This is a genomic window from Micromonospora sp. CA-269861 (assembly GCF_050948505.1).
GTDB lineage: Bacteria > Actinomycetota > Actinomycetes > Mycobacteriales > Micromonosporaceae > Micromonospora.
On record NZ_CP192014.1, the window covers coordinates 6200186 to 6219333 of the forward strand.

Consider the following 19148-nt stretch of genomic DNA (forward strand, 5'->3'; position numbering starts at 1 on the left):
GGGGCCGGGCCGCAGCAGCGGACCCGGCGTCGGTGGTGCCGGCTCCCCCGGGCCGGACGGCGCGTATCAGATATTTCGGGTACGACCAGAGATGCCGTCCTGCGACCCTTTCGCATATTTCCGGAGAGACTGCTAAGCATGTTCCGCTACATCCTGCGGCGCCTACTGCAGATGGTCCTGGCGTTCTTCGGGACCACCCTGATCGTCTACGCGCTGACATTCGCCGGCCAGGGCGACCCGATCCAGGCGCTCGCCGGCGAACGGCCGGTGACGCCAGCGCAACGGGCCTACCTGACCGAGAAGTACCACCTGGACGCCACGGGCGTCGGCGGCTTCTTCTACCGCTACTTCGACTACGTGAAGAACCTGCTCCAGGGCGACCTGGGCGAGTCGCTCACCGGTCGGAACATCGGTGACATCCTCCAGCAGGCCTGGCCGGTCACCGTGCGGCTCGCGCTCATCGCGCTCGCTGTGGCGATCATCTTCGGCGTCACCGCCGGGGTCCTCGCCGGCATCCGCCGGGCCAGCATCTTCGACAACTCGACGCTGGTGCTGACCCTGCTGGTGCTGGGCATCCCGACCATCGTGCTGGCGCCGCTGGCGCAGTACTTCCTGGGCGTCAAGTGGCAGCTCTTCCCACCCACCGCCGGCTCCGACCCGACGTTCTACGCGCTCCTGCTGCCGGGCATCGTGCTCGGGTCGCTCTCGCTGGCCACCGCCCTACGACTCACCCGGGCGTCGGTGGCGGAGAACCTGCGCGCCGACTACGTCCGGACCGCCCGCTCCAAGGGCCTGGTCAAGCGGCGCATCGTCATCGTCCACGTGCTGCGCAACTCACTGATCCCGGTGGTCACGTTCCTCGGTGTGGAACTGGGCAACCTGATGAGCGGCGCGATCATCACCGAGGGCGTCTTCAACATTCCCGGCGTGGGCTTCAACCTCTTCCGCGGCATCCGCACCGAGGACGGCCCCCTGGTGGTGGGCATCGTCAGCGTGCTCGTCGTGGTCTACCTGGTCTCGAACCTGGTGGTGGACGTCCTGTACGCCGTACTCGACCCGAGGATCCGCTATGAGTGAGCGCAGCGGACGAATCATCAGCGCAGCGTTCCGGGCTCCTGCCGGCGCCGAGCGCAGCGAGGTGCAGGCAGGAGTGAGCGCAGCGAGGTGGCGTCATGAGTGATTTCGAAACTGTGGCGGCCACCGAGAACCAGGCCGCCCGGCGTGGTCCCTCGGGCGAGCCGGGCACACCCAACCAGGTCGGCGCACCGCAGAAGCCTCGCAGCCTGGCCGGGGACGCCTGGCGCGACCTGCGCCGTAACCCGATCTTCTGGATCTCGCTGGCGCTTGTCGTCATCTTCACCCTGATGGCGCTGCTCCCCGGTGTGTTCACCGCCAACAGCCCGAACGACTGCCTGCTCTCCCGGCAGCACGCCGGGCCGTCCGGCGGGGCTATCTTCGGGTACGACTTCCAGGGCTGCGACACGTACGCCCGCGCGGTCTACGGCACCCGGGCGTCGCTGCTCGTCGGCGCGCTCGCCGCGCTCGGCACCGGGATCATCGCGCTGGTGATCGGCATGCTGGCCGGTTACTTCGGCCGCTGGGTCGACGCGGTGCTCTCCCGGGTGATCGACGTGGTGCTCGGCATCCCGCTGCTGCTGGCCGCGATCGTGCTGCTCAAGCGGGTGTCCAGTGACAGCCAGTGGGCGCGGATCGGCGCGGTCGTCTTCGTGTTGGCGCTTCTCGGCTGGACCACCGCCGCCCGCGTGGTGCGGTCCTCGGTGATCACCGCCAAGGAGCAGGACTACGTCGCAGCGGCGCGGATGCTCGGCGCCGGCAACAGCCGGATCATGTGGCGGCACATCCTGCCGAACTCGCTGGCCCCGGCGATCGTCGTACTGACCATCGCGCTGGGCTCGTTCATCGCGGCCGAGGCGACGCTCTCCTTCCTGGGCATCGGCCTGAAGGCGCCCACCATCTCGTGGGGCCAGGACATCGACACCGGCCGGATCCACATGCGGGAGGCGGCCACCCCGTTGATCGTCCCGTCGGCCTTCCTGGCGCTGACCGTGCTGGCGTTCATCATGCTCGGCGACGCGATCCGTGACGCCTTCGACCCGAAGCTGCGGTGATACCTCATGACCGTTCAACCCACGCCCGCCTCTGCCACACCTGAAAGCGGTCACCTGCTGGAGTTGCGGGACCTGCACGTCGAGTTCCGCACCAACGAGGGTGTCGCCCGGGTGATCAACGGGGTGTCGTACCACCTGGACGCCGGCGAGACCCTCGCGGTGCTCGGCGAATCCGGCTCGGGTAAGTCGGTCACCGCCCAGGCGATCATGGGCATCCTGGACACGCCGCCCGCGTTCGTCCGCTCCGGCCAGATCCTCTACCGGGGTGAGGACCTGCTCACCCGCTCCGAGGAGCAGCGGCGGCAGGTACGCGGCAAGGAGATCGCGATGATCTTCCAGGACGCGCTCTCCGCCCTCAACCCGGTCTTCCCGGTCGGTTGGCAGATCGGTGAGACGCTGCGCCAGCGCGCCGGCATGTCCCGAGCCGATGCTCGACGTCGTGCCATCGAGTTGATGGATCTGGTCAAGATCCCGGGTGCCGCCAAGCGGATCGGGGACTACCCGCACCAGTTCTCCGGCGGTATGCGGCAGCGCGTCATGATCGCCATGGCGTTGGCGCTGGACCCGAAGGTGCTGATCGCCGACGAGCCCACCACGGCACTCGACGTGACAGTGCAGGCCCAGATCATGGACCTGCTGGCCGACCTGCGCCGGGAATTCAACATGGCGATGATCCTGATCACCCACGACCTGGGCGTGGTCGCCGGTGTCGCGGACCGGATCGCGGTCATGTACGCCGGCCGGATCGTCGAGCACGCCGATGTCCGCTCGCTCTACAAGGCGCCCGCCCACCCGTACACCAAGGGGTTGTTGGAGTCGATCCCGCGCCTGGACGTCCGCGGCCAGGAACTGTCGACGATCAAGGGGTTGCCGCCGAACCTGATGCGCATCCCGTCCGGCTGCCCGTTCCACCCCCGGTGCCCGTACGTCCAGCAGGTCTGCGTGGACGAGGTGCCGCACGACCTGGTCCTCGGCGACGGCCGGACCAGCGCTTGCCACTTCGCGCAGGAGGTCCGTGATGACAGCGTCGCCCGCTAACTCCACCAAGGTCCGCGGCGAGACCATCCTCTCCGTCGACAACGTGGTGAAGCACTTCCCGATCACCCAGGGCGTGCTGTTCCAGCGGCAGATCGGGGCGGTGAAGGCCGTCGACGGGGTGAGCTTCGAGCTGCGTCGGGGCGAGACGCTCGGCGTGGTCGGCGAGTCCGGCTGCGGCAAGTCCACCCTCGCCCGACTGCTGATGCGGTTGGAGACGCCCACCTCCGGACGCGCCACCCTGGAGGGAAGGGATCTGTTCAAGGCTTCCGGGGGTGAGCTGCGCCGGCTGCGCCGCAACATGCAGATGGTGATGCAGGACCCGTACACCTCGCTGAACCCGCGGATGACAGTCGGCGACATCATCGGCGAGCCGTTCGAGATCCACCCGGATGCCGCCCCGAAGGGCAGCAAGGCCAAGCGGGTCCAGGAACTGTTGGACCTGGTCGGGCTCAACCCCGAGCACATCAACAGGTACCCGCACCAGTTCTCCGGCGGTCAGCGTCAGCGCATCGGCATCGCCCGCGCGCTCGCGCTGAAGCCCGAGGTGATCGTCTGCGACGAGCCGGTGTCGGCGCTCGACGTCTCCATCCAGGCCCAGGTGATCAACCTGCTCAAGCAGCTACAGGGCGAGCTGGGGCTCTCGTACATCTTCATCGCGCACGACCTGTCCGTGGTGCGGCACATCGCCGACCGAGTCGCGGTGATGTACCTCGGCCGGATCGTCGAGATCGGCACCGAGGACGAGATCTACGAGCGGGCCACCCACCCGTACACCCAGGCTCTGCTCTCTGCCGTGCCGGTGCCGGACCCGGAGGCCCGCGACCAGCGCAACATGATCCGGCTGGTCGGCGACGTGCCCAGCCCGGCCGACCCGCCGAGCGGGTGCCACTTCCGGACCCGCTGCTGGAAGGCCCAGGACATCTGCGCCACCCAGGACCCGCAAACGGTCCCGAGAGCAGCGGACCCCCACCCGTCCGCCTGCCACTTCGCCGAACTCCGCCCGGTCACCCCGGCCTGACCCACCCGCCCCTCAGCCGTTGATCATGAAGTTATTGCCCCGACACGCCGGTCCGACGGGCAATAACTTCATGATCAACGAGGTCGGCCGGGACCGTTAGTGGAAGAAGTGGCGGGTGCCGGTCAGGTACATCGTCACGTTGGCCTTCCTGGCTGCCTCGATGACCTCTTCGTCGCGGATCGAGCCGCCCGGCTGCACGATGGCGCGGACGCCGGCGTCGATGAGGATCTGCGGGCCGTCGGCGAACGGGAAGAACGCGTCCGAGGCGGCGACCGCGCCGCGGGCCCGGTCGGCGCCCGCGCGGGTGACCGCGAGCTGCGCCGAGTCGACCCGGTTGACCTGACCCATGCCGACCCCGACGGTAGCGCCGTCCTTGGCGAGCAGGATCGCGTTGCTCTTCACCGCGCGCACCGCGCGCCACGCGAACGCGAGGTCCCGCAGCAGCTCCTCGTCGGCGGCCTCGCCGGTCGCCAACTGCCAACTCACCGGGTCGTCGCCGGGGGCGTTCACCCGATCGGCGACCTGGGCCAGCACACCACCGGTCACCGGCCGCAGCTCCACGAGCGCCGGCGTCCAGGCCGGTGCCCGCAGCAGCCGGACGTTCTTCTTACCCTGCAGCACCTCGACCGCGCCCTCGTCGAAGCCGGGGGCGACCACCACCTCGGTGAAGATCTCGGCGACCTGCCGGGCCAGCTCCACCGAGACCGGCCGGTTGACCGCGATGACGCCGCCGTACGCCGAAACCGGGTCACAGGCGTGCGCCTTGCGGTGCGCCTCGGCGACGTCAGCGCCGACCGCGATGCCGCACGGGTTGGCGTGCTTGATGATCGCCACGGCCGGCTGGTCGGCGAAGTCGTTCGCGGCCCGCCAGGCGGCGTCCGCGTCGACGTAGTTGTTGTACGACATCTCCTTGCCGTGCAGCTGCTCGGCCTGGGCCAGCCCCGCCGGGGCGTCCGGGTCGGTGTAGAGCGCGGCGGGCTGGTGCGGGTTCTCGCCGTAGCGCAGCGCTGTCGACTTGCGCAGCGCCAGCCCCGCGAACTGCGGCCACGAGTCGTCAGCGGGTGCCAGTTCCCGGGCGCACCACTGGGCCACCGCGACGTCGTACTCGGCGATGTCGGCGAACGCCCGGGCGGCCAGCGCGCGACGCTGGGCCACCGTGAAGCCGCCCTCGCTGAGCGCTCCGATCAGCGCCGGGTAACCGGTCGGGTCGGTGAGCACGGCGACCGAGGCGTGGTTCTTGGCGGCGGCCCGCACCATGGCCGGACCGCCGATGTCGATCTGCTCCACGCACTCATCGACGTCGGCGCCGGAGGCGACGGTCGCCTGGAAGGGGTAGAGGTTGGAGACCAGCAGGTCGAACGCCGCCACACCCAGCTCGTCGAGCTGGGCCACGTGCGTGTCCTTCCGCAGGTCCGCGAGGAGACCTGCGTGCACCTTCGGGTGCAGGGTCTTCACCCGGCCGTCGAGCACCTCGGGGAACCCGGTCACCGTCTCCACCGGCGTCACCGGCACCCCGGCGGCGGCGATGGTGCCCGCCGTGCTGCCGGTGGAAACGATCTCCACGCCGGCCGCGTGCAGGGCCTGGGCCAGCTCGACCAGCCCGGTCTTGTCGTAGACGCTGACCAGCGCCCGCCTGATCGGGCGGCGCCCGTCCTGAGTGGGACTCACGGAACCGTGACCTTCCTTCCGGTGATGGTCCAGCCTTCGCGGACCAGGCGACCGACCTGCTCGACGAGCTGGCGCCGCTCGGCTTCCTTGATGCGCTCGGTGAGCGTGTCCACGTCGTCGCCGTCGAGCACCGGCACCGCCACCTGCGCGACGATCGGCCCGGTGTCCATGCCGGCGTCGACGAAGAAGAGGGTGGCTCCGGTGAGCTTCACGCCGTAGGCGAGGGCGTCACGCGGGCCGTGGATGCCGGGGAACGCCGGCAGCAGCGTGTTGTGGGTGTTCAGGTAGCGGTCGCCGAAGGCGGCGAGGAAGTGCGGACCGACCAGCTTGAGGAAACCGGCGGAGATGACCAGGTCGGGTTGGTGCTTCGCGACGTGCGCGGTGAGCGCCCGGTCCCAGGCCTCCCGGGTGTCGTGGTCGCGGACCCGCTCGACGAAGGTCGGCACCCCCGCCGCGTCGGCCCGGTCCAGGCCCGCGATGCCGTCGCGGTCCGCGCCGACCGCGACGACCTGTGCGCCGTACGCGGGGTCGGCGGCGGCATCCAGCAGCGACTGAAGGTTGCTCCCGGAGCCGGAGATGAGGACGACGATGCGGGCGACAGGCGCGGGCTCGGTCACCGGGCCACCCTATCCGGCAGGTCAGGTACGCCCTTCGGCTGGGCGGCACGCCGATCTTCGACAGTGCCGACGTGCGTCGACCCGGTACGCTGCCGCTCGCTCGGGCCGAACGCCGCGCCGGCCCACACACCGCCCCTGATCCGGCACACGAAGCGGTCGACAAGGGCAAGTTTGCCTGCTTTGGGAGACATGTCGTCCTGCTGCTGTACTGGGCATCGGGAGGACTGACCGCGATCATGGATGGAAACAAAGAGCACCAACTGACGGAACCAGTCCAAGGAGCTTCTCGAATGCAGCCCGGTAACCCCGGTCAGGACCCGTACGGCCAGCAGCCCAACCAGGACCCGACCGCTCCCCAGCCGCCGGCCGCTCCGTACGGCCAGCAGCCCACCTCCGGCCAGCCGTACGGCCAGCAGCCGCACGACCCGTACGCCGCGCCGCAGGCCCCGTACGGTCAGCAGCCCACCTCGGGGCAGCCGTACGGCCAGCAGCCGCCGTACCAGGACCCGTACGCCCAGCAGCAGCCCCCGTACGGCGCCCCGACCTACCCGAACGCCGGGTACCCGCAGGCGCAGGGGCAGAACAACACCCTCGGCCTGGTGTCGATGATCCTCGGTATCGCGTCGATCCCGCTGGTCTGCTGCCTGTACCTGGGCATCCCGGTCGGCATCGCGGGCATCGTGACCGGTTACCTCGCCAAGCAGAAGGTGGCCCAGGGCCAGGCCAACAACGCGGGCCAGGCCAAGGCCGGTCTGATCTGCGGCGCGGTCGGCGTCGGGCTGGGCATCCTGCTGCTCATCCTGAGCGTCGTGGCGCAGGTCAACCTGCCCACCCAGCCCTGACAGGCTCGGATTCGACGGGGCGCTCCGGGTTCACCTGGGGCGCCCCGCGCTCGTCTACTGCGCGGGCCCGCGGGCCAGTGCCCGGGTGGCGGCGGCGCCGAGGAGCGCGCCGGCCGCGATGACACCGGCCGCCACCGCCCCGACCTGCCAACCCACCGGCCCGACCTGGACCAGCCGACCGGCGCCGAGCGGCCCGCCGGAGACCACGGCAGCCGCACCGAGCAGCACCCCGGCCACCGGCCCGGCCAGCACCGCCGGCGCCAGCAACTCGGCCCAGCGCTGCGGAGCCCGCTCCGACCCGGCGAGTCGAGCCACCCGACGGGCGAGCAACCAGCCGGCGACCATCCCGGCCAGCACCGGCACCGCGAGCAGCAGGGCGCCGAAGCCGTCCACCGGCCCGCGCGGCAGGCCAGCGAGCAGAGGCACGGCCGGCAGCGCGCCGACCGACACCTCGCTGGTGCGGACCGCGGTGTCGGTCCCGACCGCGAAGCCCGGCCCGAGCAGGTAACTCGTCGACCAGACCGCCGCGTTGGGCGCGTACGCGACGCTGACCAGGGTGATGCCGGCCTGCCCGGCGACCCCGGTCCGGTACGCCCCGATCATGTCGGCCGCGTCGCCACCGCCGGTGGCCACCGCCAGGCCGGCCGCGCCCGCGCCCGCGCCGAGCAGCAGCAGCCCGGCCACCAGACCGGTGCGGACGCCGTCGCGTACCGGGCCCGGCATCCGGGCGACGAGCAGCCGGGTCACGGCGGTGATCCGAACCGCGCCGACCAACGCGGCGAGTGCGCCGACCACCGCGAACGTGATGCCCGCCCGGATCACTGACACGTCCGGACCGCCGGTGCCGACAAGCACCGCCGCGAGCGCGCCGAGCAGCGCGTACGCGATGCCGACAGCGCCCGCGGCGAGCAGCGCCCGGCGCGGCGAACGGGTGTCGCGAGCGCCGATCGCGCGGCTGACGTGCACCCCGGCGCGGGTCAACCGCCAGAACGCGAGCACGGTCAGCGCGAGCGGGGCGAGCCCGAGCGGACCGGACTCGGTGTGCAGTGGCACCCCGTGCCCGAGCAGCCAGCCGGCCAGCGCGGTGCGCATCGTGCCGGTGAGGGTGGTGGAGTCCGCGCTGAGCTGCACCAGGCCGAGCACGATGGCAACCGGCAGGTACGAGGTGAGGGCGGCCCAGCACGCCGCCACCCCGGCGGCGACGGGCAACGGCGCACGCCCGCGCGGCGACCCGCCCGCGCGGGGCGCGGGCACCCGCCGGGCCGGTGCGGCACGGTCGACCGGCCGGTCGTCGGCGCTCACACCGCCGGGACGGCTGGGACGGTCAGGGGTGACGGGGGACATCCGCTCTACTCTGGCACGTCGCGCGGGCGTGGGCAGTCCGTTAACCCCTCCTAAGGACGGCGAGTTCACCGAACCGGCGTCCCGCCCACCCGGGCCGGTCTAGCCTCGGCCCAGAGGGGGCGCGAGTCGCCGCCATCCGGGACGGGCCCGCCGGTCGCGGTCCGGGCCGGCACGTCGCCCACGAGCGCTCGGAGGAAGCTGTGACGACGCCATACCCGCCTCCCCCACCGCCACCGGCCCAGGGACGCGACCGAACCACCCTCTGGGGCGTGCTGGGCATCGTGCTGGGGCTGATCTGCTGCGGCATCTTCGGCATCGTCTTCGGCTACCTGTCCATCCGCGACGCGCGGCGGTACGGGCAGTCGCCGCTGCTCGGTTACCTCGCCATCGCGTTCGGCGTGATCAACATCATCGGCGGGGCGATCCTGCGCGCGAGCGGCAACTACCCGTTCTGGAACAACGACTGACAAGCGGAGAGCCCGCGTACGCCGAAGGGGGTCGACCGTTGCGGTCGACCCCCTTCGTGTTGCCTGACACGCCCTAGCTGCCGGACATGATCTCCCGCATCAGCTTCGCGGTCTCGGTCGGCGTCTTGCCGACCTTGACGCCGACTGCCTCAAGCGCCGCCTGCTTCGCCTCGGCGGTGCCGGCCGAGCCGGAGATGATCGCCCCGGCGTGACCCATGGTCTTGCCGGGAGGAGCGGTGAAGCCGGCGATGTAGCCGACCACCGGCTTGGTGACGTTGGCCTTGATGAACTCGGCGGCCCGCTCCTCGGCGTCGCCACCGATCTCACCGATCATGACGATGGCGTCGGTCTCCGGGTCGGCCTCGAACGCCGCGAGGGCGTCGATGTGGGTGGTCCCGATGATCGGGTCACCGCCGATGCCGACGCAGGTGGAGAAGCCGATGTCGCGCAGCTCGTACATCATCTGGTAGGTCAGCGTGCCGCTCTTGCTGACCAGGCCGATCCGGCCGGAGCCGGTGATGTCGGCAGGGATGATGCCGGCGTTGGAAGCGCCCGGCGAGGCGATGCCCGGGCAGTTCGGCCCGATGATCCGGGTCCGCTCGCCCTGCGCCACGTTGTACGCCCAGAACGACGCGGTGTCGTGCACCGGAACGCCCTCGGTGATCACCACGGCCAGCGGGATCGCGGCGTCGATCGCCTCGACCACGGCGGCCTTGGTGAACTGCGGCGGCACGAAGATGACAGTGGCGTCGGCCCCGGTCTCGGCCATCGCGTCCGCGACGGACGCGAAGACCGGCAGCTCGGTGCCGTCGAAGTCGACGGTCTGGCCCGCCTTGCGCGGGTTGACGCCACCCACCACGTTGGTGCCGGCGGCCAGCATCCGCCGGGTGTGCTTGGAACCCTCAGAACCGGTCATCCCCTGGACGATGACCTTCGAGTCCTTGGTCAGCCAGATAGCCATGATCAGACCCCCGCAGCTGCCAGCTCGGCGGCCCGCTCGGCCGCACCGTCCATGGTGTCCACCCGCTGCACGAGCGGGTTGTTCGCGCTGTCCAGGATCGCCCGGCCAGCCTCGGCGTTGTTGCCGTCGAGACGGACGACGAGCGGCTTGGTGACCTGCTCGCCGCGCTGCTCCAGCAGGGCCAGCGCCTGGATGATGCCGTTGGCGACCTCGTCGCAGGCGGTGATGCCGCCGAAGACGTTGACGAAGACGCTCTTCACGGCCGGGTCGGAGAGCACGATCTCCAGCCCGTTCGCCATCACCGCGGCGCTCGCGCCGCCGCCGATGTCGAGGAAGTTGGCCGGCTTGACGTTGCCGTGCCGCTCACCGGCGTACGCGACCACGTCGAGGGTCGACATGACCAGACCCGCGCCGTTGCCGATGATGCCGACCGACCCGTCGAGCTTGACGTAGTTGAGGTCCTTGGCCTTGGCGGCCTGCTCCAGCGGGTCCACCGCGGCCTGGTCGACCAGGGCCTCGTGGTCCGGGTGCCGGAACGCCGCGTTCTCGTCCAGGCTGATCTTGGCGTCGAGCAGCAGCATCCGGCCGTCGCCGTTCTTGGCGAGCGGGTTGACCTCGACCAGGGTGGCGTCCTCGGCGACGAATGCCTGCCACAGACCCACGGCGATCTCGACCACCTGGTCGGCGACCTCGGCCGGGAAGCCGGCAGCGGTCACGATCTCGCGGGCCTTGGCCTCGTCCACGCCCTTCACGGCGTCGATCGGGGCCTTCACGACCTTGTCGGGGGTCTCGGCGGCGACCTGCTCGATGTCCATGCCGCCGGCGACGCTGGCGATGCAGAGGAAGGTGCGGTTCGCCCGGTCGAGCAGGTACGAGAAGTAGTACTCCTCGGCCACGTCCGCGGTCACGGTGATCATGACCTTGTGGACGGTGTGGCCCTTGATGTCCATGCCGAGGATGTCCGTGGCCCGGGCCACCGCCTCATCCGGGCCCTCGGCCAGCTTGACGCCGCCGGCCTTACCTCGGCCGCCGACCTTTACCTGCGCCTTGACGACCACACGGCCGCCGAGGCGTTCGGCGATCGCGCGGGCCTCTTCCGGGGTAGTGGCGACGCCGCCGGCCAGCACGGGCAAGCCGTGCCGCTCGAACAGGTCCCGCCCCTGGTACTCGTACAGGTCCACGATTGCGCGTCCCGTCCCGTCTCCGCGGCGCGCCGTCGCGCCGCCACCAGCGTTCAGAAAACAGTTTGACGCCTGTCATCAGTTGAAACAGGCCATTGGCCGCAGCCTAGCGAGGTCGGCACCACCGGCAACCGAGCGGGTGCGCGGTGTGCGGTAATGCACAACCGGACATCAGGTGTGGCCGGTTTCCGGCCATGACTCGGGTGGCATCCACCGTCCGGGCGATGTTGTCCGGCTTGCGTAACCCTGCCGTGGGGGCGTCGTTGAGTCAGGTGTCGGAGCGCTGAACAGCGCAATGACGGGAGACGGCCGATGCCCTGTCGGTCGAGGGGTGGCGGCGGGGCATCGTGCATAGAGGGGCCGGACGTGTGAGGGGTGCGTCCGGCCCCTCCCCCGTGCCCAAATCCGGTCGCCGCAGCAGACCTGCGTGTTTCAGGAAACCGGCTGGGCCACGTTCTCTCGGACCCACTCGACGATCGCCTGGGTCGTTGCGCCCGGCGTGAAGATCTTCGCGACGCCCAGTTTCTCCAACTCGGGAATGTCGCCGTTCGGAATGATGCCGCCGCCGAACACGACGATGTCGCGGGCGTCCCGCTCACCGAGCAGTTCCAGCACCCGACGGAAGAGCGTCATGTGCGCGCCGGAGAGAACGGACAGGCCGACCGCGTCGGCGTCCTCCTGGATGGCGGTCTCCACGATCTGCTCGGGCGTCTGGTGCAGGCCGGTGTAGACGACCTCCATGCCGGCATCCCGCAGGGCACGCGCGACGACCTTCGCGCCCCGGTCGTGGCCGTCCAGGCCAGGCTTGGCGACGACGACCCGAATACGAGAGCTCATCAGCGCACACCCTTCACCGGCTTGACGACCTTCACCCTTAACGAACGGTAACCCGGCGGACCCGGCTCGGGAAATCCGGGCTCTGTCACCGGCCGTCACCCGGCGCCCCCGCCGAGCAACCCGGAGACGGTCCGGCCCGGAACCATCCCCACCACGTTCCTGGCAGGCCGTCGACACCCTCCCGGCGCCGTCCGGAGTCAAGCCGGACGACTCCGCCGGAACGGTCACGCTCGGCGACGAACGGGCAGCGACGGGGGCACCGTTCGGCGTCGCGATGCATGACAATAATGGACGCAAACGGACAGATCGACACGCCAATTTTCCGCTCTAGCTTGTGACTCGCCTGCCGGTTGGCTAACGTGTCCACGGTTGTCATCAGGTCCATGGACGGGTGACGACGCGGTCAGCGGACGTTCACTGGAGCTTCAGGGGACGCCCACCGGCCGCTTCGGAACCCCGACAACGGAGGGTGTGCGTGCGCCAGCGCCTGTCGTCTGAGCCCGATCGATATCGCGGTCGCCGCCGCGTACCCACCCCACCCCGCAGCCGTTACGCCGCTGTCGTCACCACCGCGTTCGTCGGGGCCGGCATCGTGGCCCTCGGCGCGAGCGCCCTGCCGGATGCCAAGGACGTCAGCCCGACGGTCCTCGACGAGCTCAAGCAGGCGTCGGTCACCAGTCAGGACGCCGCGGCCCGTGCGGACAACGCCGACCGCGCCTCCCGGGACAGCCGCAGCAAGGACAGCGCCGAGCCCGAGGTCTGGCTGCTGCCGCTGCAGGGTTACGACTTCAACTCCCCGTACGGGATGCGCTGGGGCAAGCTGCACACCGGCGTGGACCTGGTCGCCGGCGAGGGCACGCCCTACGTGGCGATCCACGACGGGCTGGTCACCAAGGCCGGCTGGTTCGGCGGGTACGGCAACGCGGTGATCGTTCAGCACGCCGACGGCAGCGAGGCCATCTACGGCCACTCCTCCGCGGTGAGCGTCAAGGAAGGCCAGCAGATCAAGGCGGGCGACCAGCTCGGCCTCGTGGGTCAGACCGGCCACGCGTACGGCACCCACCTGCACCTGGAGATCCATGTCAAGGGGCAGCCGATCGACCCGGTGCCGTTCCTCCAGGAGCGCGGAGTGGACATCAAGCTGCAAGTCGAGGCAATCTACAGCGAGGTAGCCGCCTCCTGACGGTGCGTAACGACCGTTGACCGCCCGGATCTGTCGATCCGGGCGGTTCTGCGTTACGGGACCCTGGCTGATGTGTCCCGGGTCACAGAGTCGATTGTGACCGACGGCACCCGCCAACATGATCACTTTTCCGGATGTAGCGCCGCACAGTGGGTCATATCCGGGCACCCGACCGTCCACCCTCGGTCCGTGGGTTCGATCCCCGCGCCTGCCCCAACTCGGCCCGACACCAGTATTTCGAGGTCAAGTGCCCCTCGACTGTGAAGGTCCGCCGTGCAGGAAGACAGCCCCGTCCAGAACGAGAACACCCCCGACACCAGCCAGACCGCGCAGCCGCAGCGCACCGGCCGGCGGAACCGCCTCATCGTGCTCGGAGCCGCCGCCCTGGTAGCCCTCGGCCTCGGTGGTGTCGCCGTCGCCACCAGCGGCACCGACCGCCCGGCACCCGCCGCCGTCTCCCTCGACGCGCAGTCCCGGGCCGAGGCCGCGAGCCGGGCCGACCGCTCGGTCCGTGAGTCGAGCACCCCTGTCACCCCCTCGCTCAGCCCGACGCCGAGCCCGGCGGTGGTCAGCGCCAGCCCGGCCCCCACGAAGACGGCCGTCGCGAAGGCCAAGCCGAAGCCGAAGAAGACCACCAAGCCCACACCCGCCTGGGTAGACCCGATGCCGGGCGCAGCCGTCACATCCTGCTACGGGCAGCGCTGGGGCACCCTGCACGCCGGTATCGACCTGGCGCTGCCCTCCGGTACGCCGATCCACGCCGCGGCCGCCGGCACCGTGACCCAGGCCGGCGACGCCTCCGACGGGTACGGCAACTCCGTCTTCATCGACCACGGGAACGGGTACCTGACCCACTACGCCCACCAGAGCCGCATCGCGGTCACCGTCGGGCAGAAGGTCAAGGCCGGTCAGGTCATCGGCTACGAGGGCGCCACCGGCGACGCCACCGGCCCGCACCTGCACTTCGAGGTGCACCAGGGCATGTGGAACCAGATCGATCCGGCCCCGTTCATGCGGGCGCGCGGCGTCGACCTGGGCTGCTGAGGCGACTGTAGGTTCTCGTCGCAGGTGGCGTCTTCTCATGGACATGGCACCCGAGTTGTGCCGTGTCCATGAGAAACCCCCCGGCGTGGCAGCGACCGATCCCGACTATGCGGGGTCTCCGGTCCGCAGCCGCGGCCACCGCTGCTCGGTCCAGGCCCGCAACAGCCACTCCGCCGGCCCGTACCGGAACCGGGCCATCCACGCCGCGCTGGCGGCGAGCTGCACACCGTAGATCGCGATCGCGATGAGGACGACGACCGGCGGCGCGACGGCACCGGCGAGGCCCAACCCGACGCCGGTGAAGACCAGCACGCAGAGCAGCGACTGGCCCAGGTAGTTCGACAGGGACATCCGGCCGGCCGGCGCGAGCACTGTGACGACCCGCCGCCCCCGGTCGGTCTGGAAGAACTGGAGCAGGGTGGCGGCGTACGCGGCCGCGAGCAGCGGCGCGGTGAGCACGCCCGCCGTCAGCCCGGTCAGGTTGGCGGTGCCCCCGCCCGATGCGAAGATCACCGCACCGGCCAGGCCGATCGGATAGCCCAGCTGCTGCACCCGGCGCAGGAGCTGCCGATTCCCGGCGACGTCGGTGAGCAGCCGGCGCCGCCCGGCCGCGTAACCGAAGAGGAAGGCCGAGAGGGCGAGCGGCCCCTGCACGAGGAGCGTGCCGAACATCGCCGGCAGCTGCCGTACGTGCTCGCTGATCACCGAGCCGATCCCACCTTGCAGGGCCTCGGTGGACCGCTGCCCCGCCGCCAGTGCGGTCGCCGGATCGGTGACCAACTGGGTCCCGCCCGTGGCGGCGAGCGCGAGGACGAAGCCGATCCCGCCGGTCAGCAGTACGGCGACGCGCAGCGCGGTCCCGATGCCGACTCTCCGCATGGCGAGCAGGACCAGACCGAGCAACGCGTACGCGGTCAGGATGTCGCCCTGGAACAGCAGCACCGCGTGCAGGATGCCGAGCACGAAGAGCCCGGCCAGCCGTCGCCGGAACCGTGGGACGACGTCGACGCCGCGCCGCGCGGCGGAATCGAGCTGGAGCGTGAAGCTGTAGCCGAACAGGAAGGAGAAGAGCAGGTACGCCTTCATCGTGAAGAGCAGCTCGACCAGCCACAGAACCGCCTTGTCGCCCCACGAGTCGTGCGCGGGATCCGCAACCAGGTGAAACGGATAGCCGGAGGCGAAGAAGGCGATGTTGACGACCAGGATGAGGAGCAGCGCCACGGCGCGCAACGCGTCGACATCGACGATCCGGGAGAGCGTCCCGGGCGACATTCGATTCTCGACGGGCGGGCCCTTGATGGATTGGCTCACGTGACAACCTCCGGAACGGACAGGAATCGCGTTCGATGACTGTCCTGTGACCGTACGAAGCGGCGTGTCCGGGTGACAGCCGGTGAGCGGGAAGGTCACCGGTGGGGTTGGCCCTACCCGGGACCGACAGCGACGCGCGCCCGACGATCCGCTGGATACGCACCACAACGAGGAGAGAGTGGCCTCAGCGGTGCCCGAGGCCACTCTCTCCTCGATTTGGTGCGATCGTGAGGTGGCGGGTCAGAGCTTGTCGACCGGGGCGTGCCGGAGCACCAGCCACATGGTCTGGTCGCCGAAGTCGATCTGCGCGCGGGCACCCGGGCCGTGCCCCTCGACGGCGAGCACCCGCCCCAGCCCGTACCGCTGATGATTGACCCGGTCGCCCGCGGACACCTTCGGCCCCTGCGGCAGCTCGCTGGCCGTGGTGAGCCGGCTGGCGTCCACGCCGAGCCGCTGGGCCAGCTGGGCCGCCTTCGGTGTGCCACCGGTGAAATTGCCGCGACCACCGGGCGCGCGGTCCGCACGGCCGCCGACGCCGCCGCCCCCGCCGGCCCACGAGGTGTACGACCCCTCGGTGCGCTCCCAGTGCACCAACTCGGTCGGTAGCTCCTCCAGGAAGCGCGACGGCGGGTTGTAGGACGGCTGCCCCCAGGCCGAGCGGGTCACCGCCCGGGAGAGGTAGAGCCGCTGTCGGGCACGGGTGATGCCGACGTACGCCAGTCGGCGCTCCTCCTCCAACTCGCGGGTGTCGCCGAGCGAGCGCAGGTGCGGGAAGACGCCGTCCTCCAGCCCGGTCAGGAAGACCACAGGGAATTCCAGCCCCTTGGCGGTGTGCAGCGTCATCAGGGTGACCACGCCCTGGTGGTCGGGGTCGTCGGAGGGGATCTGGTCGGCGTCGGCGACCAGCGCCACCTGCTCCAGGAAGCCGGCAAGCGTGGCCCGCTCCCCCTCCTCGCCCAGCGCCTCGATCCGCTCGGTGTACTCCCGGGCGACGCTGACCAGCTCTTGGAGGTTGTCCACCCGGCCGGCGTCCTGCGGGTCCAGGCTCTCCTCCAGCTCGGTGAGGTAACCGGAACGGGTCAGCAGCGCCTCCAGCACCTCCTCCGGGGTGCCGGTCTCGGCCAGTTCGCGGGCGCCGTCGAGCAGCGCCACGAAGTCGCCGATGCCGTTGGCCGCCCGGCTGGAGATGCCGGGGGCCTCCCGGGCCCGGCGCAGCGCCGCGCCGAACGAGATCCGGTCGCGGCTGGAGAGCGCCTCGACACACGCCTCCGCGCGGTCGCCGATCCCCCGGCGCGGGGTGTTCAGCACTCGCCGCAGGCTCACCGTGTCGTCGTCATTGACGACCGACCGCAGGTACGCCAGGGCGTCGCGAACCTCCTTGCGCTCGTAGAAGCGCACCCCGCCGACCACCTTGTAGGGCAGGCCGACGCGGATGAACACCTCTTCGAAGACGCGGGACTGGGCGTTGGTGCGGTAGAAGACCGCCACGTCGCCGGGGCGGGTCTCGTCGGCGTCGACCAGCCGGTCGATCTCCCGGGCCACCCAGTCGGCCTCGGCGTGCTCGGTGTCGGCCACGTAGCCGACGATCTGCTCCCCGGCGCCTGCCTCGCTCCACAGCCGCTTGGGTTTGCGGGAGGTGTTGCGGTCGATCACCGCGTTGGCCGCGTTCAGGATGGTCTGGGTGGAGCGGTAGTTCTGCTCCAGCAGGATCGTCCGCGCGTCGGTGAAGTCCCGTTCGAACTCCAGGATGTTGCGGATCGTCGCACCCCGGAACGCGTAGATCGACTGGTCGGCGTCGCCGACGACGCACAGCTCGGCGGGCTCCAACCCGTCGGTGCCGGAGACCAGTTCCTTGATCAGGACGTACTGGGCGTGGTTGGTGTCCTGGTATTCGTCCACCAGCACGTGCCGGAACCGCCGGCGGTAGCTCTCCGCGACGTGCGGGTGGGACTGGAGCAGGTGCACGGTGGTCATGATCAGGTCGTCGAAGTCGAGGGCGTGCGCCTCACGCAGCCGGCGCTGGTAGAGCGTGTACGCCTCGGCCAGCGCCCGCTCGTTGGGCCCGGTGGCCCGCGCCGCGAACTGCTCCGGGTCGACCAGCTCGTTCTTGAGGTTGGAGACCTGGGCCGCCAGCCCACGCGCCGGGTAGCGCTTCGGGTCGAGATCCAGCTCGCGGGTCACCAACTGCATGAGCCGACGGGAGTCGTCCGCGTCGTAGATCGAGAACGTCGACTTCAGGCCGGCGTGCTCGTGCTCGGCCCGCAGGATCCGCACGCAGGCCGAGTGGAACGTCGACACCCACATCAGGCGGGCCCGGGGGCCCACCAGCGCGGCGACGCGCTCCTTCATCTCACCGGCGGCCTTGTTGGTGAAGGTGATCGCGATGATCTCACCGGGGTGCACGTCCCGAGCGGCGAGCAGGTAGGCGATCCGGTGCGTGAGCACCCGGGTCTTGCCGGACCCGGCGCCGGCAACGATCAGCAGCGGCGAGCCGGCATGGCTGACGGCGTCGCGCTGCGGCCCGTTCAGCCCGGCGAGCAGCTGCTGCGGATCGAGGCGCGCGGCTGCCGCCCCGGGTCGGTGCGGGCGGGCCGGCGCGGACTCCGGCGCAGGCGGGGACGCGGGGATGTCGAAGAGAGGATGCATCGCCCGACAAGTCTATGCCGCCGGTCGGACACTGCGCCTTCGGCGCTCAGCAGCTCGTGCGCCTTCGGCGCTCAGCAGCTCGTGCGCCTCCGGCGCGCACCACCACCGGGTCCGCCCACCGGTGAGAAAGGCGCCCTTCACGACGCGGAATGCTTGCGCACCCGGCGACGACGTGGGCATACTCGACGGCGTGATCGCTGAGCGCTACTACTTTTACTATGGCACCGGGAGTCCGGCTGCCGTAGGTCGCGCCTGATCGATTCAGACCTGCTAAAGCCCCGGGCTCCTGGAGTCCGGGGCTTTTTCCGTCCCAGGTTCCGGGCACCGGGCACCACAGTGCGAGAGGTACCCGATGATGGCAGACGTGATGGAGCAGAGCGGCGGCCCGATCCGACCGGGGCAGCCCGCGGCGCAGGGCGCCGAGTCCGCGGTGGCGACACCGCCGACGGGTGCGGACGCCGAGCCGGCCGAGCAGCAGACCGGCACCGAGGAGCCGTCCGCCGCCGCGCGGATCGTGCAGATCAGGGAACGGATCGACGAGATCGACCACGCGTTGATCACGCTCTGGCAGGAGCGCGCCGCGTTGTCCCAGGAGGTCGGGGTGACCCGGATGGCGTCCGGCGGGACCCGCCTGGTGCTCTCCCGTGAACGGGAGATCCTGGAGCGGTTCCGGGTCGCGCTCGGTGCCGACGGCACCCAGTTGGCCCTGCTGCTGCTCCGCGCGGGCCGCGGCCCGCTGTGAGCCGCACCGGCCCGCGGTTGGGCCAACCGGCCCACTGAGACGGCGGGGGCCGCTGGACAACACGCGGCCGACCCGGGTCTCCGGACAGACGAAACCGCCTGCCGTCGTCGTGGTGACGGC

18 protein-coding genes are annotated in these 19148 nt (G+C 70.7%); 9 read left to right on the plus strand and 9 right to left on the minus strand.

The window, feature by feature from the left end; all coding sequences use genetic code 11:
* Positions 1-138 precede the first annotated feature (138 nt).
* From ACQP0U_RS28430 to ACQP0U_RS28445, 4 genes are all read left to right on the plus strand, one after another.
* Positions 139-1077, plus strand: a complete 939-nt coding sequence (locus tag ACQP0U_RS28430; RefSeq protein ID WP_433312981.1) for an ABC transporter permease — start codon at positions 139-141, stop codon at positions 1075-1077.
* 95 nt (positions 1078-1172) lie between these two features.
* Positions 1173-2129: an ABC transporter permease gene (locus ACQP0U_RS28435; RefSeq protein WP_433312983.1), complete on the plus strand. Its 957-nt coding sequence runs from the start codon at positions 1173-1175 to the stop codon at positions 2127-2129.
* Positions 2130-2135: 6 nt separating this feature from the next.
* On the plus strand, positions 2136-3167 hold the full coding sequence (locus tag ACQP0U_RS28440; RefSeq protein WP_433312985.1) for an ABC transporter ATP-binding protein: 1032 nt from the start codon (positions 2136-2138) through the stop codon (positions 3165-3167).
* On the plus strand, positions 3148-4185 hold the full coding sequence (locus ACQP0U_RS28445) for an ABC transporter ATP-binding protein (RefSeq protein WP_433312988.1): 1038 nt from the start codon (positions 3148-3150) through the stop codon (positions 4183-4185). Before ACQP0U_RS28440 ends, ACQP0U_RS28445 begins: the two co-directional genes overlap by 20 nt.
* Positions 4186-4281: 96 nt before the next feature.
* On the opposite strand, the gene purH is transcribed toward ACQP0U_RS28445, so the two are convergent.
* Genes purH through ACQP0U_RS28460 form a run of 3 tightly spaced genes read right to left on the minus strand, consistent with a single transcriptional unit; the run spans position 4282 to position 6661 of the window.
* On the minus strand, positions 4282-5853 hold the full coding sequence (gene purH / locus ACQP0U_RS28450; RefSeq protein ID WP_433312990.1) for a bifunctional phosphoribosylaminoimidazolecarboxamide formyltransferase/IMP cyclohydrolase: 1572 nt from the start codon (positions 5851-5853) through the stop codon (positions 4282-4284).
* Entirely contained in the window at positions 5850-6470 is a 621-nt protein-coding gene (gene purN, locus ACQP0U_RS28455) for a phosphoribosylglycinamide formyltransferase (protein ID WP_433312992.1), read from the minus strand. Before purN ends, purH begins: the two co-directional genes overlap by 4 nt.
* Positions 6467-6661 (minus strand): hypothetical protein, encoded by a 195-nt coding sequence (locus ACQP0U_RS28460; protein ID WP_433312995.1) that lies wholly within the window; start codon positions 6659-6661, stop codon positions 6467-6469. Before ACQP0U_RS28460 ends, purN begins: the two co-directional genes overlap by 4 nt.
* A gap of 99 nt (positions 6662-6760) precedes the next feature.
* Here ACQP0U_RS28460 and ACQP0U_RS28465 point away from each other — a divergent pair, with 99 nt between their 5' ends.
* A complete protein-coding gene (locus tag ACQP0U_RS28465; protein WP_433312997.1) occupies positions 6761-7312 on the plus strand; it encodes a DUF4190 domain-containing protein in 552 nt (183 codons plus the stop codon).
* A 54-nt stretch (positions 7313-7366) separates the two neighbouring features.
* Here the strand turns inward: ACQP0U_RS28465 and ACQP0U_RS28470 are convergent, their stop codons facing one another.
* Positions 7367-8656 carry a cell division protein PerM gene (locus ACQP0U_RS28470; RefSeq protein WP_433313001.1) on the minus strand — a complete coding sequence of 430 codons (1290 nt, stop codon included), beginning with the start codon at positions 8654-8656 and terminating at the stop codon, positions 7367-7369.
* Between the two features lie 200 nt (positions 8657-8856).
* Between ACQP0U_RS28470 and ACQP0U_RS28475 the strand changes: the two genes are divergently transcribed.
* Entirely contained in the window at positions 8857-9123 is a 267-nt protein-coding gene (locus ACQP0U_RS28475) for a DUF4190 domain-containing protein (protein WP_433313003.1), read from the plus strand.
* A gap of 73 nt (positions 9124-9196) precedes the next feature.
* Here the strand turns inward: ACQP0U_RS28475 and sucD are convergent, their stop codons facing one another.
* The 3 genes from sucD to ACQP0U_RS28490 all read right to left on the minus strand — a co-directional run bounded on the left by sucD (position 9197) and on the right by ACQP0U_RS28490 (position 12102).
* Positions 9197-10084: a succinate--CoA ligase subunit alpha gene (sucD, locus tag ACQP0U_RS28480; protein ID WP_433313006.1), complete on the minus strand. Its 888-nt coding sequence runs from the start codon at positions 10082-10084 to the stop codon at positions 9197-9199.
* Between the two features lie 2 nt (positions 10085-10086).
* A complete protein-coding gene (gene sucC / locus ACQP0U_RS28485) occupies positions 10087-11265 on the minus strand; it encodes an ADP-forming succinate--CoA ligase subunit beta (RefSeq protein ID WP_433313009.1) in 1179 nt (392 codons plus the stop codon).
* A 432-nt stretch (positions 11266-11697) separates the two neighbouring features.
* A complete protein-coding gene (locus tag ACQP0U_RS28490) occupies positions 11698-12102 on the minus strand; it encodes a cobalamin B12-binding domain-containing protein (RefSeq protein WP_088987674.1) in 405 nt (134 codons plus the stop codon).
* A 475-nt stretch (positions 12103-12577) separates the two neighbouring features.
* Here ACQP0U_RS28490 and ACQP0U_RS28495 point away from each other — a divergent pair, with 475 nt between their 5' ends.
* Together ACQP0U_RS28495 and ACQP0U_RS28500 are read left to right on the plus strand one after the other, a co-directional pair.
* Positions 12578-13285 carry a M23 family metallopeptidase gene (locus ACQP0U_RS28495; RefSeq protein ID WP_238644686.1) on the plus strand — a complete coding sequence of 236 codons (708 nt, stop codon included), beginning with the start codon at positions 12578-12580 and terminating at the stop codon, positions 13283-13285.
* Positions 13286-13558: 273 nt separating this feature from the next.
* Positions 13559-14329 (plus strand): M23 family metallopeptidase, encoded by a 771-nt coding sequence (locus ACQP0U_RS28500; protein WP_433313013.1) that lies wholly within the window; start codon positions 13559-13561, stop codon positions 14327-14329.
* A gap of 105 nt (positions 14330-14434) precedes the next feature.
* On the opposite strand, the gene ACQP0U_RS28505 is transcribed toward ACQP0U_RS28500, so the two are convergent.
* Together ACQP0U_RS28505 and pcrA are read right to left on the minus strand one after the other, a co-directional pair.
* On the minus strand, positions 14435-15640 hold the full coding sequence (locus ACQP0U_RS28505; protein ID WP_433313016.1) for a DUF418 domain-containing protein: 1206 nt from the start codon (positions 15638-15640) through the stop codon (positions 14435-14437).
* A 240-nt stretch (positions 15641-15880) separates the two neighbouring features.
* Positions 15881-18286 (minus strand): DNA helicase PcrA, encoded by a 2406-nt coding sequence (gene pcrA, locus ACQP0U_RS28510; RefSeq protein ID WP_433313017.1) that lies wholly within the window; start codon positions 18284-18286, stop codon positions 15881-15883.
* Positions 18287-18638: 352 nt separating this feature from the next.
* Between pcrA and ACQP0U_RS28515 the strand changes: the two genes are divergently transcribed.
* Positions 18639-19028, plus strand: a complete 390-nt coding sequence (locus ACQP0U_RS28515) for a chorismate mutase (protein WP_433313020.1) — start codon at positions 18639-18641, stop codon at positions 19026-19028.
* The last annotated feature ends 120 nt before the right edge of the window (positions 19029-19148 follow it).